The organism is Microbacterium sp. (assembly GCF_044508325.1).
In the GTDB taxonomy this organism is placed as follows: Bacteria; Actinomycetota; Actinomycetes; order Actinomycetales; family Microbacteriaceae; genus Microbacterium.
Window position 1 is genome coordinate 15044 of sequence record NZ_JBIQHX010000026.1, and the last position, 15814, is coordinate 30857.

16 protein-coding genes are annotated in these 15814 nt (G+C 70.9%); 5 read left to right on the top strand and 11 right to left on the bottom strand.

Annotated features, from left to right (window positions below; translation table 11 throughout):
* Positions 1 to 31 precede the first annotated feature (31 nt).
* From ACIWQI_RS14610 to ACIWQI_RS14625, 4 genes are all read left to right on the top strand, one after another.
* Positions 32 to 499 carry an NfeD family protein gene (locus tag ACIWQI_RS14610; protein ID WP_396658517.1) on the top strand — a complete coding sequence of 156 codons (468 nt, stop codon included), beginning with the start codon at positions 32 to 34 and terminating at the stop codon, positions 497 to 499.
* Entirely contained in the window at positions 496 to 1434 is a 939-nt protein-coding gene (locus ACIWQI_RS14615; protein ID WP_396658494.1) for an SPFH domain-containing protein, read from the top strand. Before ACIWQI_RS14610 ends, ACIWQI_RS14615 begins: the two co-directional genes overlap by 4 nt.
* Before the next feature lie 4 nt (positions 1435 to 1438).
* A complete protein-coding gene (locus ACIWQI_RS14620; protein ID WP_396658496.1) occupies positions 1439 to 2206 on the top strand; it encodes a glycerophosphodiester phosphodiesterase family protein in 768 nt (255 codons plus the stop codon).
* Between the two features lie 113 nt (positions 2207 to 2319).
* Positions 2320 to 2697 carry an RNA polymerase-binding protein RbpA gene (locus tag ACIWQI_RS14625; RefSeq protein ID WP_396658498.1) on the top strand — a complete coding sequence of 126 codons (378 nt, stop codon included), beginning with the start codon at positions 2320 to 2322 and terminating at the stop codon, positions 2695 to 2697.
* Positions 2698 to 2725: 28 nt separating this feature from the next.
* Here ACIWQI_RS14625 and lnt read toward each other — a convergent pair whose 3' ends face one another.
* From lnt to ACIWQI_RS14670, 9 genes are all read right to left on the bottom strand, one after another.
* Complete coding sequence (gene lnt, locus ACIWQI_RS14630; RefSeq protein ID WP_396658499.1) at positions 2726 to 4279, bottom strand: apolipoprotein N-acyltransferase; 1554 nt, start codon at positions 4277 to 4279, stop codon at positions 2726 to 2728.
* 9 nt (positions 4280 to 4288) lie between these two features.
* Positions 4289 to 6742, bottom strand: coding sequence for a DEAD/DEAH box helicase (locus ACIWQI_RS14635; RefSeq protein WP_396658519.1), 2454 nt, complete (start codon positions 6740 to 6742; stop codon positions 4289 to 4291).
* A gap of 20 nt (positions 6743 to 6762) precedes the next feature.
* A complete protein-coding gene (tatC, locus tag ACIWQI_RS14640) occupies positions 6763 to 7533 on the bottom strand; it encodes a twin-arginine translocase subunit TatC (protein WP_396658521.1) in 771 nt (256 codons plus the stop codon).
* Between the two features lie 66 nt (positions 7534 to 7599).
* Entirely contained in the window at positions 7600 to 7842 is a 243-nt protein-coding gene (gene tatA, locus ACIWQI_RS14645; RefSeq protein WP_396658500.1) for a twin-arginine translocase TatA/TatE family subunit, read from the bottom strand.
* A 70-nt stretch (positions 7843 to 7912) separates the two neighbouring features.
* Positions 7913 to 8881 carry a helix-turn-helix transcriptional regulator gene (locus tag ACIWQI_RS14650; RefSeq protein WP_396658502.1) on the bottom strand — a complete coding sequence of 323 codons (969 nt, stop codon included), beginning with the start codon at positions 8879 to 8881 and terminating at the stop codon, positions 7913 to 7915.
* Positions 8878 to 9885, bottom strand: a complete 1008-nt coding sequence (locus ACIWQI_RS14655) for a helix-turn-helix transcriptional regulator (RefSeq protein WP_396658504.1) — start codon at positions 9883 to 9885, stop codon at positions 8878 to 8880. The genes ACIWQI_RS14650 and ACIWQI_RS14655 overlap by 4 nt, the downstream gene beginning before the upstream one ends.
* Before the next feature lie 42 nt (positions 9886 to 9927).
* On the bottom strand, positions 9928 to 10875 hold the full coding sequence (locus ACIWQI_RS14660; protein WP_396658506.1) for an FKBP-type peptidyl-prolyl cis-trans isomerase: 948 nt from the start codon (positions 10873 to 10875) through the stop codon (positions 9928 to 9930).
* 9 nt (positions 10876 to 10884) lie between these two features.
* The gene (locus ACIWQI_RS14665) at positions 10885 to 11886 is read right to left on the bottom strand and encodes a tRNA (adenine-N1)-methyltransferase (protein WP_396658508.1); all 1002 of its coding nucleotides are present in this window, start codon (positions 11884 to 11886) and stop codon (positions 10885 to 10887) included.
* Positions 11883 to 12560, bottom strand: coding sequence for an HAD family hydrolase (locus ACIWQI_RS14670; RefSeq protein WP_396658509.1), 678 nt, complete (start codon positions 12558 to 12560; stop codon positions 11883 to 11885). The genes ACIWQI_RS14665 and ACIWQI_RS14670 overlap by 4 nt, the downstream gene beginning before the upstream one ends.
* A gap of 117 nt (positions 12561 to 12677) precedes the next feature.
* Between ACIWQI_RS14670 and ACIWQI_RS14675 the strand changes: the two genes are divergently transcribed.
* Positions 12678 to 13544, top strand: a complete 867-nt coding sequence (locus tag ACIWQI_RS14675) for a PAC2 family protein (protein ID WP_396658511.1) — start codon at positions 12678 to 12680, stop codon at positions 13542 to 13544.
* A 13-nt stretch (positions 13545 to 13557) separates the two neighbouring features.
* On the opposite strand, the gene ACIWQI_RS14680 is transcribed toward ACIWQI_RS14675, so the two are convergent.
* Both ACIWQI_RS14680 and ACIWQI_RS14685 read right to left on the bottom strand, forming a co-directional pair.
* Positions 13558 to 14382: an undecaprenyl-diphosphate phosphatase gene (locus ACIWQI_RS14680; RefSeq protein WP_396658513.1), complete on the bottom strand. Its 825-nt coding sequence runs from the start codon at positions 14380 to 14382 to the stop codon at positions 13558 to 13560.
* A 19-nt stretch (positions 14383 to 14401) separates the two neighbouring features.
* Positions 14402 to 15703 (bottom strand): M20/M25/M40 family metallo-hydrolase, encoded by a 1302-nt coding sequence (locus ACIWQI_RS14685; RefSeq protein WP_396658515.1) that lies wholly within the window; start codon positions 15701 to 15703, stop codon positions 14402 to 14404.
* Positions 15704 to 15814 lie beyond the last annotated feature (111 nt).

Below are 15814 nucleotides of genomic sequence, written 5' to 3' on the forward strand. Positions count from 1 at the left end.
TAGGTTCAAGGCACTGGAGGCCGCCGTGGAGATGATCGAACAGTTCGCCTGGATCGGATGGCTGGTGCTCATCCTGATCTTCCTGACCATCGAGGCGCTGACCCTCGACTTCACCTTCCTCATGCTCGGCATCGGCGGCGTCGCCGGGCTCGCTTCCGACCTGCTGGGCGCGCCGTTGTGGCTGCAGGTGATCATCGCGGCAGTGGTGGCGATCCTGCTCATCCTGGTCCTGAGACCGCCGCTGCTGCGCCGCCTGCATCGCGGCGAGGATCCGACCCCGTCCAACGTCGCCGCCCTCATCGGACTGGCCGGGCAGGTGATCGCGACCGTCTCGACGACGTCCGGCCAGGTGAAGCTGTCGAACGGGGATGTCTGGACCGCCCGCACCGCCGCCGGGGAGCTGCCCCCGGGAACCACCGTGACCGTGACCCGCATCGACGGCGCCACCGCGTTCGTGGCCACCCCCCGTCCCGAGCTGAATGAGGAACTCAACGCGTGAACGACATCATCCCCCAGGCGATCGGATGGGCCCTCGCCGCCGCGGTCGTCATCTTCGCACTGGTCGTGGTGGTCCGCTCGATCCGGATCATCCCGCAGGCGACCGCGGGCATCGTCGAGCGGCTGGGCCGGTACCACAAGACCCTCAGCCCGGGGTTGAATCTCCTGATCCCCTTCATCGATCGGCTCCGTCCGCTCATCGACATGCGCGAGCAGGTGGTGTCGTTCCCGCCGCAGCCGGTCATCACCGAAGACAACCTCGTCGTCTCGATCGACACCGTCGTCTACTTCCAGGTCACCGACGCCCGTGCGGCGACCTACGAGATCGCGAACTACCTGAGCGCGGTCGAGCAGCTCACCACCACGACCCTGCGCAACGTCGTCGGCGGGCTCAACCTCGAGGAGGCGCTGACCAGTCGCGACGAGATCAACAGCAAGCTGCGCATCGTGCTCGACGAGGCGACCGGCAAGTGGGGGCTGCGTGTCTCCCGGGTCGAGCTGAAGGCCATCGACCCGCCGCACTCGATCCAGGACTCGATGGAGAAGCAGATGCGCGCCGAGCGCGACCGCCGCGCCGCGATCCTCACCGCGGAGGGGTCCAAGCAGTCGCAGATCCTGGAGGCCGAGGGCCGGCGACAGGCCGAGATCCTCAAGGCCGAGGGCGACCAGCAGGCGCAGATCCTGCGTGCGCAGGGCGAGGCGGAGGCCATCCGCACCGTGTTCGAGTCGATCCATGCGGGAAACCCCGACGACAAGCTGCTGGCGTACCAGTACCTTCAGACGCTTCCGAAGATCGCCGACAGCGCCTCCAGCAAGCTGTGGATCGTGCCGAGCGAGTTCACGGACGCGCTCAAGGGGCTGTCCGGCGCGTTCGCGATGAAGACGGATGCTGCCGCTCCCGCGACGGACAAGCATCTGCCGCCCGCCGTGCCGTAGTCCGTTGGCCCACCCGTACTTCGATGCGCCCGCACCGCGCGTGCTCGCGCACCGCGGCCTGACGGTCCCCGGCGACTCGCACGTCGAGAACTCGCTGGCGGCCGTCGCCGAGGCCGTGTCGGCGGGCGCGACGTATGTCGAATCGGACTGCCATCTGACGCGGGACGGCGAGATCGTGCTGTTCCACGACGACAACGTCGAGCGCGTGACCGGCGATCCGCGGCTCGTGGCCGACCTCCGGCTGCGTGACCTCGAGGCGCTCATGGCCGACCGCGGCGGGCTGCTCACGCTGCGTGACGCCCTCGAGGGCTTCCCGGAGACCCGGTGGAACCTCGACGTCAAGGCCGCGGCCGCCGCGGCCGAGATGGGGCGCCTGGTCGCACCCCACGCGGAGCGGGTGCTGCTGGCATCCTTCTCCGACGCCCGCCGCCGGGCGGCGCTGGCGGCAGCGGCGGCGGCGGGCGCGGCGGTGCGCCCGGCCACCTCAGCGGGAAGCGCCACGATCGCGCGCGTGCTGGGAGCGGCAGCGGCGGCGCCGGCATCCGTCCTGCGCCGGCTGCTGCGCGGCGTCGACGTCCTGCAGATCCCGCAGCGGCAGGGCGCGGTGCGGGTGCTGACCGATCGCCTCATCCGGCGCGCTCATGACGCCGGCGTCGAAGTGCACGTGTGGACGGTCAACGACGTCGACGAGATGCGGTCGCTCGTCGCCCGCGGCGTGGACGGGATCGTCACCGACCGCGCCGATCTGGCCCTCGCCGCCCTGGACGGGTGAGACGCCGCCGACAGCCTGAGCGTTGACTGGGAAAGCCGCCCCGAAGTCGTCCGCTCGGAGTATCCGCACAGGCTGGTTCGTTATACCTGACAGAGCGACGAGAGGACCACACAATGGCAGACCGCAGCCTGCGCGGCATCCGACTCGGCGCCCAGAGCCTACAGAGCGAAGAGGGCGTCGTGTTCGAGGAGCGCAACGAGCACATCTACCGCTGCACCGAGTGCGGGCGCGACACGAAGCTGATGTTCGCGCACGACGCCGAGGCGCCCCAGACCTGGGAGTGCCGCACCTGCGGCGCCGAGGCCATTCTGCGCATCGGGGAGAAGACCGTCGAGGTCGACCGCTCCGGTGAGAAGGCGCCCCGTTCGCACTGGGACATGCTGCTGGAGCGTCGCACGATCCCCGAGCTGGAGGAGCTCCTGGAGGAGCGCCTGGCACTCCTGCGCGCCCGCCGCGGCGCCGGGGATGCCGACAGCAAGCTGAGCGCCTGACCGCTCGCTGCGCCACGAGGACGCCGCCCTACGGGGCCGGCGTCTTCTCGCGTCTGCGGCGGATGCCCGCCCACAGTCCCAGCGCGACGACGGCCGCGGCACTGCCCCCCGCGAGCACGCCGTGGATCCAGGGGCCCAGCACCACCGCCGGCGTGAGCCCGGTGCGCAGCGGCACATCGGCGAGCAGGTGTCCGGCGACATCGGCCCCGAGCCCGGCGATCTCGGATCCGTCCGGCGCGATGTACTGACTGGTCCCCACCGTCGAGATGTTCACGACGGCGCGTCCGGTCTCGATCGCGCGCATGCGTGCGAACGCCAGCTGCTGGAGGTTCTCGGACGTGCCGCGGAAGTCGGCGTTGTTGGTCTGGAAGAAGTAGACCTCCGCGCCGCCGTTCGCGCCGTCCCACACGACGTCGTCGTAGATCACGTCGAAGCAGATCGCGAGCCCCACGCCGACACCGTCGACGTCGAAGAGCGGAGGAGCGGTCCCCGGTGTGTACTCACGCTGGATGAGGTCGATCAGCTCGGGGGCGAACTGCCGCCACAGCCAGCGGTCCGGCACGTACTCGCCGAACGGCACAGGGTGGCGCTTGTCATAGGTCTGCACGGGGTTGTCGGCCCCTGCTTCCCACAGCAGCGATGAGTTGAAGTAGTCGGGCCCGCGCTTGGTCACCGCCGCCAGCACGATCGGCGCGCCGATCCGCTCGGAGAGCGAATCGAGCACCGCCGCGGTCACCTCGTTCCGCGTCGGGTCGGAGTCCACACCGCCCTCCGGCCACACGAGCACGTCCATCGGCTCGCCGATCATCGGGGCGGTGGCCTGCAGCTGGGCGTTGAGCACGTCGTCGGCGGCACGGGCGTCGAAGTAGCCCGACGGGCCGTTGCCCTGTGCGGCGCCGACGCGGAGGGTCCCGGCATCCGTCGTCGGGAACTGCGGGAGCGCCAGGAGCAGGCCGAGGGTGACCACCGCGGGAAGCGCGGCGCGAAGGTCTCGCAGCCTTCGATCCCGGACATACTCGATCGCCGCCGCGCAGGCGAAGACGATCAGGAAGCCCAGGCCGGACATCCCGGCCCAGGACGCGATATCGGCGAGGGGGCCGTTCGACTGGGTGACGCCCACGCGCCCCCAGGGGAATCCGCCGTAGGGGAACGTGCCCTGCACGAGCTCGCGCAGGATCCAGAGCGCGGCCACGAGCGCCGGGAGGGCCACCAGCCGCCACCAGCGCCCCGGAAGGAGGGCCGGAAGCCAGCGGTACGCCAGCGTGATCGGCACGGCGAACGCCGTCATCAGCAACGCCTCGAGGATCGACAGCGCCAGCCACGGCACCGGACCGAGGTAGCGCGCGGTGAAGGCGAGGTTCGTCAGGGTGAACGACGCTCCGAACGCGAGACCGACCAGCAGCGATGCGGGGATGCTGCGCCCGATCAGGCCGATCAGCCCCAGGGGAACCGCGGCGAACACCGCGGGCCACCAGCCCAGCGCCGGGTACGCCGACGTGAACAGGAGCCCCCCGGCGACCGACGCCGCCACGGCGGCCCACGGCGGCAGGATCGGGCGCGGCGGGCCGGGGCGTTCGGGCACCTCTCGAGCCTAGACCGAGCTGTACGCGACGATGCCGCGGCGGACCGCGTCCAGCGCAGCGCGAGCGGTCACCGCGACGTCGGGCTCGGCGACGATGGAGAGCTGATCGAGCAGGTCGATCGTCTGCTTCGCCCAGCGCACGAAGTCCCCCGCCGCCATGTCGGCGTCCCTGAGGACGGTGTCCAGCGGCATGCCGCGTGCCCAGGAGTGCATCGCCGACGCCAGGATCGCCGAGATCGGCTCCGACCCGGCCAGCTTGTGCTCCTTCTCGAGGTCGTCCAGCCGCGACCACAGCGCCTCGGTCTCACTCAGCGCCGCACGGAAGGGCCCCCTCGGCAGCCGCCTGTCCCGCGATTCCTCTTCATCGCGGCGGGGCTCGTACACCAGGCAGCAGGCCAGGGCGGCCAGGGACGCGGCATCCAGCTTGCTCCACAGCCCCTGTCGCAGCGCCTCGGCGACGAGGAGATCGCGCTCGCCGTAGATGCGCCGCATGGTGCGGCCGGCGTCGGTGAGCACGGTGCGCTCCCCCTCGACGCGCACGTAGTCCAGTTCGCGCAGCACGTCGACCACGCGGTCGAAGATCCGCGCCACGGTCCCTGTGCGCGACTCGATCTGCCGGCGCAGGCCGTCGGTCGTGCGCTTGAGCGTGAAGTAGCGCTCGGCCCAGCGGGCATGATGCTCTCGATCGGGGCACGCGTGGCAGGAGTGCCGCTGCATGCGCTTGCGCAGATCCGCGATCTGCCGCAGACGCCGGTCGCGCGTGGAGCGACTCGCGTTGGCGTCCTTGCGGTTGAGCTTCTCGAGATCGCTCAGCTCGCGGCGGATGTGCGCGTAGTCGAGGAAGTCCCCGCGATCGCACGTCATCGCCTCCCGGTACCCGGCGAGCGACTCCTCCGACTCCCGCACCTGGCGGGCGAGCCCCACGACGGCCCGGTCGGCCTGGAACTGCGCGAACGACGACTCCAGGATCTCGCGCGCCTTCGCCCGCCCGAACTGGTCGATGAGGTTCACCGCCATGTTGTAGGTGGGCCGGAAGCTCGAGTTCAATGGGTAGGTGCGGCGGGAGGCGAGCGCGGCGACCGCCTGCGGATCCATGCCCTCCGTCCACTGCACGACCGCGTGGCCCTCGACGTCGATGCCGCGGCGACCCGCGCGGCCGGTGAGCTGGGTGTACTCCCCCGACGTGATCGCCACGCGCGCTTCGCCGTTGAACTTCTCGAGCTTCTCGAGCACGACGGTCCGCGCCGGCATGTTGATGCCGAGCGCCAGGGTCTCGGTGGCGAAGACGGCCTTGATGAGCTTGCGCTGGAACAGTTCCTCGACGACCTCCTTGAACGCGGGCAGCAGTCCTGCATGGTGGGCGGCGACCCCGCGCTGGAGGTTCTCCAGCCACTCCCAGTAGCCGAGGACGGCGAGATCCTCGTCCAGCAGGGTGCGGGTGCGCTCCTCGACGATCGCGCGGATCTCGGCGCGCTCCTCGTGGGTGGTCAGGCGCAGCCCCGAGCGGCGCACCTGCTGCACCGCGCCGTCGCATCCGGCGCGGCTGAAGATGAAGAAGATCGCCGGGAGGAGGTTCGCGCGCTGGAGGAGCCGCACCACGTCCGGCCGGTCCAGCCGCTCTATGCGTCGCGCATTGCCGGGGCGCACCGGACGACGGCCGCCCTTGTGGGGTCGCCTGCGCATCGCCTCGTCTCCGCGCCGAGATCCGGTCTGCGCACCGGGCGCGAAGGTCACGCCCTTGAACGACCGGATCCGCATGAGCTCCTGATTGACCTGTGCGGTCGCCACGCCCGCCCGATCGTCGAACAGCGGGAGCAGGTCGCCGCGGACGAGCACATGCTGCTCGAGGGGAACCGGCCGTGTCTCCGAGACGATGACCTCGGTGTCGCCGCGGACCGTGTCGAGCCAGTCGCCGAACTCCTCGGCGTTGGACACCGTCGCCGACAGCGAAACCAGCCGCACGTCCGCGGGCAGATGGATGATGACCTCCTCCCACACCGCGCCGCGGAAGCGGTCGGCGAGGTAGTGCACCTCGTCCATCACGACGTAGCGCAGACCGCGCAGCGCGGGCGAGCCCGCGTAGAGCATGTTGCGGAGCACCTCGGTGGTCATCACGACCACGCGCGCGTTCCCGTTGATGTTCGTGTCGCCCGTGAGCAGGCCGACGTCGTCGGCGCCGTAGACCGCCTGGAGCTCGCGGAACTTCTGATTCGACAGGGCCTTCATCGGCGTGGTGTAGAACGCCTTGGCGGGATGCCGCGGGTCGTCGCGGTCGCGCATCGCCAAGTGCACGGCGAACTCGCCGACGATGGTCTTGCCGGCACCGGTCGGCGCCGCGACGAGCACGCTGCGCCCGTCCTCGAGGGCGTGGCAGCCCGCGATCTGGAACGGATCGAGCCGGAATCGCTGTGCGGCGGCGAACTCCGCGGTGACGGGATGTCGGGCCGCCTCCTGCGCGGCCATGTAGTCCTCCGCGGGCGAGCTCACCCCGTGGCCTCGGCGGGCGGGTCGGGCGGGAGCAGCCGCGCCTCGCGTCTGCTGCGGCGGCGGTCGAACAGGAGCGAGACCCCCGCCGCCCCGAAGTACAGGACGACGAGGATGCCGGCCAGCAGCAGCATCGAGGTCACCTCGTAGGCGGGGGTGGCCACGGCGGCGAAGATGGTGGCCACCAGGATGGCGATCCGCCAGCCCTTGAGGATCCCGCGGCCGGAGATGACGCCGCCGAGGTTCAGCGCGACGAGGAAGACCGGCATGACGAACGAGATGCCGACGACCAGCAGCAGCTTGAAGATGAAGTCGTAGTAGTAGTCGTACTTGTAGAACAGCGAACCCTGCTCCGGCACGAGCGAGGCCATCACCTCGATGATGTGCGGCATGATGTACCAGCCCACGAACGTGCCGGCGAAGAACAGCGGGATCGCGGCCGCCATGAATCCGACGGTGTACCGGATCTCCTTGCGGGTCAGCCCCGGCATGACGAAGGCCCAGATCTGCCACAGCCACACCGGCGCCGAGAGGATGATGCCGATCGCGAAGGCGATGCGCACGCGCAGGTCGAACCCCGACGTGATCGTGTCGAAGTTGAGCCGGGCGAAGTCGTCGCCGCGGTTGTCGGCCACCATGCGGATCGGCTCGGTGAGCAGGTCGATGATGGGGTTGGTGATGATCGCCGCCACGATCATCCCGACGATCAGTGCGGCCGCGGCGATCACGAGTCGCTTGCGCAGCTCCAGCAGATGCTGCGCAAGCGACATCCGCTTGTCGCGCTTCGGCGAATCAGGTTCCTCGACGCGCGGCGGTTCCGTCGTCACCACGTCCGGTCAGGATTTTGGATCAGGTGCGGCGCCCGCATCGGTCGTCGTCGACGAGTCGGCCTCGCTGGCGACCTTGCCGTCAGCCGGCTCGGCGGCGGCATCCTCGCTCTTCATGGCCTTCATCTCGCCCTTGAACACGCGAGCGGACTGCCCGAGGCTCTTCGCCAGCGCCGGCAGCTTCGCCGCGCCGAAGAGCAGGAGGATCACCGCGAGGATGATCAGAAGGTGCGGCCACCCGAATGCGCCCATGTGAAGCTCCCTCAGTAGGTGCGGTGCGCGTACAGTCTAACCCGGTGCACGTGCGAGTCCGCGCCGCGTGTCACTCCCGATATCGATCGAGCCCGGCCGCGGCCCACTCGACCGCGGCCTGACGCGCCTCGGCGGGCTCGAGCACCTCCACCGCTCCCCCGCGTCGGGTCGCGAGGCGCTTCAGCACGCGCGGGTCGCTCACGTGCAGCGTCGCGATCGACCGGTCCGCGGCATCCGGGTCCTCGGACACGTCCGCATGATCCAGGTACTGCCCGAGCAGCGGCGCGACGTGGTCGGCGTACGCGATGCGTGCCACCGTCTCGCCGCTGGGTCCTGCGAACAGCTCCGTCTCGCGGTCGTCGTGCTCGCCGGCGGGGATGTCGGTGACCACCAGGTCGCTGACCCGCTCCAGGTGGAACGTGCGCACCGCCCTGCGCAGGTGGCACCAGCCGCGCAGATACCACTGCGCGTCGATCGCGAGGATGCGGATCGGGTCGACGGTGCGCGTCATCACCTCGGCGTCGATGGGACGGTAGGTGAACGACACCGCCCGCCGCCTCGTCATCGCCTCCGACACGGTCGCCCGCACGTCGTCGACGGGGTCGGGCGCGAAGACCAGCTCGCCGGGCGGGGCCCCGGCGCCGCGGGCGAGCTTGGCGAGCAGGCCGGCGACCACGCCCTGCTCCGCGACGGCGGGGACCGCCTGCGCGTACTGCAGCCCGGCGAGCAGGGCCGCCGCCTCCCGCGACGACAGCCGCGGGGCGCGCTCGAACGCGACGACGTTCACCAGGACGATCTCGTCCTGCTCGTCGAACGCGTCCCAGTCGATCGAGAAGAGCTCGTTGTCCATGCCGCCGGGAAGGCCGATGACGTTGAGGTTCTCGACCATCTCCCGCATGACCGCGGGGGTCACCCCGAACAGCCGCGCGGCGTCCTCGACCTTCGTCGGCCCGTGCTCGATCACGTACGGCACGAGTGTCATCACGATCGCGACGCGGTCGGCGGCGACGGGATTCCGGCGGACGGGATCGGCGTTCATGCGACCCCCGCCTTGGAACCGTGCAGCGCCACGACGCGCTCCAGTCGCGCCACCACCTCGTCGCGAAGCTCCTCCGGTGCGAGGACGCGCACCTCCGGGCCGTACGATGCCAGCTCGTCGGCGAGGATGTGGATGTCGACGTAGTGGACGTGGAGGCGGTGCTCCTGCTGCGGGTCGCCGTCTGCTGTGCCGCGTCGACGCAGCCGCAGCGCCGCTTCGGTCTCGGGCATGACCGCGATGACAGCCACATTGCGCGCGGCGACCTCGGCGAGCTGCTCCAGCGCGCGGGCACCCGCACCCTCCCGCTCGGCGGTGTCGAACGTCTCGCGGGTCAGCTCGACCGGGCCGACGATGCGCGAGAGCAGGAAGGTCCGCTCCTCGTCGATGTCCAGATCGATGCCGTAGACATGCCACCGACCTTCGTACTCGAAGATCGCCAGCGGCGACACGCGACGCACGCGGGAGATCTCGTCGCCCGGCTTGACATACGCGAATCGCACCACCTTGCCCTCCTCGTTGGCGCGTCGCAGGGCGGGGAAGGCGGGGTCGCGCAGGCTGACGCGCGGCGCGAAGCCGATGATCGGCTCGTCGATCTCGAGGCCGAGCGCCCGGATCTTGCGCAGCGCGCTCTGCGCGTCCGCGGAGACGGACTCCTCGCTCCACACCGCACCGGCGAGATTGAGCACCGCGATCTCGGCCGCCGTGAAGGTCAGGTCCTCGGGCAGGACGTACTCGGTCTTGGGGATGCGGTAGCGGGCTTCACGCAGGTCGTCCGGGTCCGCCGGGTCTCCGACCGTGTGCAGCGGGACGCCGAGGGTGCGCAGCTCCTCCTTGTCGCGCTCGAACATCCGCTCGAGGGCATCCTGCGAGCGTCCCTCATCGCGGGCCTCGCGGTACCCGGACACCGTGGAGAGCACCTGCTCCTTCGTCAGCCCCCGCTCGCTCGCCATGAGCGCCACGATCAGACTGAGCAGGCGCTCCTGAGGCGTGATCTTGGCGGGCACGCCCCCATCCTAGATCGACGCCGGGCGGTGCTCACCGAAGCGTCACTGCGCAGCCGGTGCGACGACGTCGACGCCGAGGATGTCGATGACGTAGACGACGGCCTCGTCCGAGCCGGACTGATCGGCGGGGACGACGAGCAGCACCTGCGAGCCGACGGTCTGGCCGGTGAGCGCCTCGGTGAAGCCGGGCGTGGCGGCCGTGCCCACGGAAACCGACGCGGGCGCCCTCCCCCAGGTGGTGTCGAGGACGTCGCCGGCGACCTCGAACGGCACGCTCGTGTAGTTGACCCGCACCGTGTCGTCGGCGGTGAGGGCCGGGCCGTCGCCGCGGATGAGGGTCTGCACGACGATGTCCGTCGGCGCCGGCGCATCCGGGACGATGATGCCGGGCTGGCCGTTCGGGGCACGCACCACGGTGGGCAGGTTGTGCGCGTCGTTGAACACCGTTGTCCCGGTGGCGCGGGCGAGGAAGACCTTGTTGACGTCGACCACGGCGAGCGCGGCATCGCCCTCGCCCATGCCGAGTGCTTCGGCGGTCTCCGCGGCGAGACCGTCGTACGGCAGTGCGATGGCCACCCGCGATCCTTCGGATGCGCAGTTCAGGAGGGTGGCGAAGTCCGGGAAGGTCGCAGACCAGTCGGTGATCGTGAACACGCGCGACTGATCGCCGTCGAACGCAGTGGCCACGAGCTGACGGCCGGTGGTGCCGTCGTAGAGCGCGACATCGAGGGCGACGAGCTGACTCTCGGAGGTGATGGGCGTGCCGGCACCGTCGACCGTCTCCCAGGTGGCCGCCTCGTCGACGTGGAACGGCGTGTCGAACGACACGGACGGCGACGAGCCCGGCTCACCGGCGATGTCGAACTGCCCCTGCAGGGCGGCGTCTGCGGGCGCGGGCCGCGTGCAGTCCGGCGCGCCGACGGAGGCGCAGCCTGCGAGGGTCAGGGTGGCGAGGCCGAGGACTGTGAGGAGAGCCGGGAACTTGCGCACCGGACGAGTCTACGCGTTCTCGTCCCCGGTCCCCGACGCCCGGCGCGCCCCCTCGGCGGCGCGCTCGGCCTCGCGGACGCGCTTGCGCAGATTGCGGTCGGTGATCTCCCGATCTCCGACCGCGCCGGGCGTCCACAGCTCGAGGTCGTCGTCGCTGTACGAGGTCTTGTTCCCCCGTCGTCGGCGCTCCGGGGGCACGGTTCCGGGGGCGAGGCGACGTGCGGTGAGCAGGAACCCCGTATGCGCGACCATGCGATGATCCGGCCGCACGGCCAGGCCCTGCACGTGCCATCCGCGCACCATCGTCTCGTTGGCGATCGGCTCGGTGAACCGCTCCGTGCCCCGGATGTACTCGGCGACGCGGCTCAGCTGCGTGGCCGTCGCGACGTAGCACAGCACGACGCCGCCGGGGGTCAGCGCGTCGGAGACGGCATCGATGCAGTCCCACGGTGCGAGCATGTCGAGGACGACGCGGTCGACGGCGCCGGCGGCGAGGACCGCGGGCAGCTCGTCGACGAGATCGCCGACCACGATCTCGTGGTTTCCGGGGTCCTCGCCGAGGAAGGTGGCGATGTTGGCCCGGGCGACGTCGGCGAACTCGGCACGCCGCTCGAAGGAGACCAGCCGGCCGGCGGGGCCGATCGCCCGCAGCAGCCACAGGGCCAGGGCTCCCGAGCCGAGGCCGGCTTCGACGACCGTCGCACCCGGGAAGACGTCTGCCTGCGCGATGATCTGCGCGGCGTCCTTGGGGTAGACGATGGCGGCTCCGCGGGGCATCGACATCACGAAGTCGCTCAGCAGCGGGCGCAGCGCGAGGTACTCGTGGCCGGCGCTGTTCTCGACGACCGATCCGTCCGGCAGTCCGACCAGCTGTGAGTGCCGCAGCACGCCGTGGTGCGTGTGGAGCTCGCCCCCCTCCTTCAGCATGATGGTGCGAAGGCGCCCCTTGGAATCGGTCAGCTGCACGCGATCGCCGAAGCGGAAGGGGCCGCGCACGGCGCCGCCGGTCATCGCCTCGCTCCTGCCGCGTGGTCGGCGTGGAACGCCTGCACATCGCCGGCGGTGCGCCCTGCGAGCGTCGGCCAGATGCCCCGCGCCCCGACGCCCTCGAGCGAGATGATGTTCGGCACGCCGAGGGCCACGGTTCCGGCCGCGACCGCACTGCGCAGCCCGTTCGGCGAGTCCTCGATCGCCACGGTCTCCCCCGGGTGGACGCCCAGCAGCTCGCACGCCTGCAGATACGGGTCGGGGAAGGGCTTGGGCCGGGTCACGTCATCGCCGGCGACGACCACGTCGAACGCATCGAAGTCGATGAGGTCGACGACGCTGCGTGCCATACGGCGCATCGACATGGTCACCAGCGCGGTCTTGATCCCGGCTTCGCGCAGGCCCGCCAGCAGATCGCGCGCTCCGGGCCGGAAGGGCACCCCCTCGGTCGCCAGCTGGCGCATGACGTCGTCGGTGAGATGGTCCACGATGTCCGGCACGGTCATCCGCACCCCCGCGTCCTGGAACAGGCGGGCGGCGTCGTCGAGGCCGAGACCGATGAGCTTCAGGGACTGCTCGTGCGTCCAGCTGCCGCCGAACCGCTCCACGAGCGGGGTCTCGGCGGCCATCCAGTACGGCTCGGTGTCGACGAGGGTGCCGTCCATGTCCCAGAGCACGGCGCGAAGAAGGGCGGTCACCCGTCCAGCCTACCGAGCGGGCCTGGAGGCGATGCCGGGCGTCGACGCGCACCCCGAGGCCCGTGGCGGACGCAGCGACTACCCTGGAGGGACCGCGCAAGCGGGTCGGGAGGTGGAATGGACGGTCTCGGGCGACGGGTGCTCGTAGCGGCTTTCGACGGCTGGAACGATGCCGGCGAGGCCGCCACCACCGCGGTCGGCGTGCTGCGCGCCGAGAGCACCTACGAGGAGGTCTACGCCGTCGACCCGGAGCTGTACTTCGACTACCAGTACACCCGTCCGTCCGTCTCGCTCGACGGCGAGGGGCACCGGATGCTGTCCTGGCCGAGCACGACGATGCTCCGGCCGGCGCGCACCCGCCGCGGCACGCAGCTGTGGCTGCTCACCGGGGTCGAGCCGGCGAGGGCCTGGCAGGCGTTCTCCAACGAGATCGTCGATGTCGCCCTCCGCGAGGACATCACGGGATTCGTCGCGCTCGGCTCGATGATGTCGGACGTGCCGCACACACGGCCGATCACGGTGTTCGCCGGCAGCGACAACGAGGCGCTCCGGCGCGGGCTCGGACTGGAGCGCAGCACGTATGAAGGGCCGGTCGGCATCCTCAGCGCACTGTCGGTCGCCGCCGAGCGGGCCGGGATCCCCACGGTCGGGCTGTGGGCGAGCGTGCCGCACTACGTCGCCGGCCACACGCCGTCGCCGAAGGCATCCCTCGCTCTCCTAGACCGCCTCGAAGACCTCACCGGCGCCGCGGTGCCGCGCGCCGATCTCGCCGCGCAGGCCGCCCAGTGGGAGGCCACGATCGACGCCGCCGCGGCGGAGGACGACGAGATGACGGAGTACATCCATCAGCTCGAGCGCACCCGCGACACGTGGGACGATCCGGAGGCGTCCGGCGACGCGATCGCCCAGGCCTTCGAGCGCTACCTGCGCCGTGACGGCGACCAGGGCAAACCCGGCCGCGACGACCCGCGCGGAAGCCGCTGACCGGCGTACGCGCTCAGGGCTGGATGACCCCGAGCGAGAGCAGCACGAGCAGCGTCGAGCCCAGCGCCACCCGGTAGACCACGAACGGCATGAAGCTGCGCCGCGAGATCCACTTCATGAACAGCGCGATCACCCCGAGCGCGACGCCGAAGGCCACGAGGGTGGCCACGCCCGTCTCGGCGAGGGTGAACGGGCCCTGCTCCCCCGCGCTCTTGAACAGCTGGTAGAAGCCGCTGCCGAACACCGCGGGGATCGCGAGCAGGAAGGCGTAGCGCGCCGCCGCCGCCCGCTCGAAGCCCATGAGCAGCCCCGCCGTGATCGTGCCACCCGAGCGCGACACCCCGGGGATCAGCGCGAGCGCCTGCGCGAATCCGAAGATCACGCCCTGCCCGACGGTGATGTCCTCGAGCTTTCGGCGCTTGGCTCCGATCATGTCGGCTATGCCCAGCAGCACCCCGAACACGATGAGCATCCCCGCGATGAGCCACATCGACCGGAACACCGTCTCGATCTGATCCTGGAACAGCAGCCCCAGCACCACGATCGGGATGGTGCCCACGATGATGAGCCAGCCCATGCGCGCGTCGGGGTCGTCGCGCGGGATGCGGCCGAACAGCGCGCGGAACCAGTGTCCGATGATGCGGACGATGTCCCGCCAGAAGAAGACCACCACGGCCGCCTCGGTGCCGATCTGCGTGATGGCGGTGAACGCGGCCCCCGGATCCTGCGCGCTGGGCAGGAACTCGCCGAGGATGCGCAGGTGCGCGCTCGACGAGATCGGGAGGAACTCGGTCAGGCCCTGGACGAGGCCCAGGATGATCGCCTCGATGAAGTGCATCGACGTCTTTCCGTGTGTGTCAGCAGGTCCGCAGCAGGTCGGCGAGCACGTCGCGACCGAACTCCAGTGCGTCGATCGGCACCCGCTCGTCGACGCCGTGGAACATGCCCGTGAAGTCCAGCCCGGGCGGCAGCCGCAGCGGCGCGAACCCGTAGCCGTCGATGCCCAGGGCTGCGAGGGCCTTGTTGTCGGTGCCCCCGCCCATGAGGTACGGGATGACGGGTGCTCCCGGGTCGTGGCGGTCCAGTGCGGCGACCATCGCGTCCACGAGCGACCCGGCGAACGGCACCTCGAGGCCGATGTCCTGGTGGGCGACCTCGACGGTGACGCCGTCGCCGACGATGCGCCGGATATCGGCGAGCACCGCGTCCTCGGTGCCCGGCAGCGTGCGCACATCGATGAGCGCCTCGGCGCGGTCGGGGATCACGTTGTGCTTGTAGCCGGCGGTCAGCCCCGTCGGGTTGCTGGTCGTGCGCAGGGTCGCGCCCAGGAAGCGGGATGCCGGGCCGGCGGCGGCCACGACGGCATCGGCGTCGGCGGGGTCGGCGCCGGAGAGCGCGGCGAGGTCGGCGAGCATCCGCTCGGTGGCGGGGGTGAGTGCGATGGGCCACTCGGTGCGTCCGAGGGCGGCCACAGCCTCGGCGAGGCGCGTGACGGCGTTCTCGCGGTGCTGCGACGACCCGTGCGCGGCGACGCCTCGGGCGATGAGGCGGATCCACGCGAGGGCCTTCTCGCCCACCTGCAGCAGGTACGCCCGTCGATCGCCGACGGCGATCGAGTAGCCGCCGACCTCGCTGATGGCCTCGGTGGCCCCGGCGAACCACTCGGGGCGATCCCGGACGACCAGAGCAGACCCTTCGACGCCGCCGGCCTCCTCGTCGGCGAAGAACGCGAGGACGAGGTCGCGCGCGGGCTGCTCACCCGAGCGCAGGAGGTCGGCGGTGGCGGTGAGGATCATGGCATCCATGTCCTTCATGTCCACGGCGCCGCGGCCCCACAGCATGCCGTCGCGCACGACGCCCTCGAACGGGTCGACCGACCAGTCGTCGGCGATCGCCGGAACGACGTCGAGGTGGCCGTGCAGGACCAGCGCGGGCCGGTCGCGATCGCGGCCCGGGACGCGCGCCATCACATTCGTGCGCCGCGGCACCGGCTCGTGGTACTCGGGCGTCAGGCCCAGCCCTTCCAGGAAGGCGCCCACGTATTCGGCGGCCTCACGCTCGCCGCGGGCCCTGCCCTCGCCCCAGTTGGTGGTGTCGATGCGGATGAGGTCGCGGGCGATGCGGGCGACCTCGGGCAGGTCGTCGGCAGGCGTGGGCATGGGCTCCAGGCTACCGGGTGCGCCGTGACCGCGCGCACGCAACAGAAAAGGGCCCCTCATCAGGGCCCTTTTCGTCGAAGTGGTCTTCTGTGCGCGAGGGGGGACTTGAAC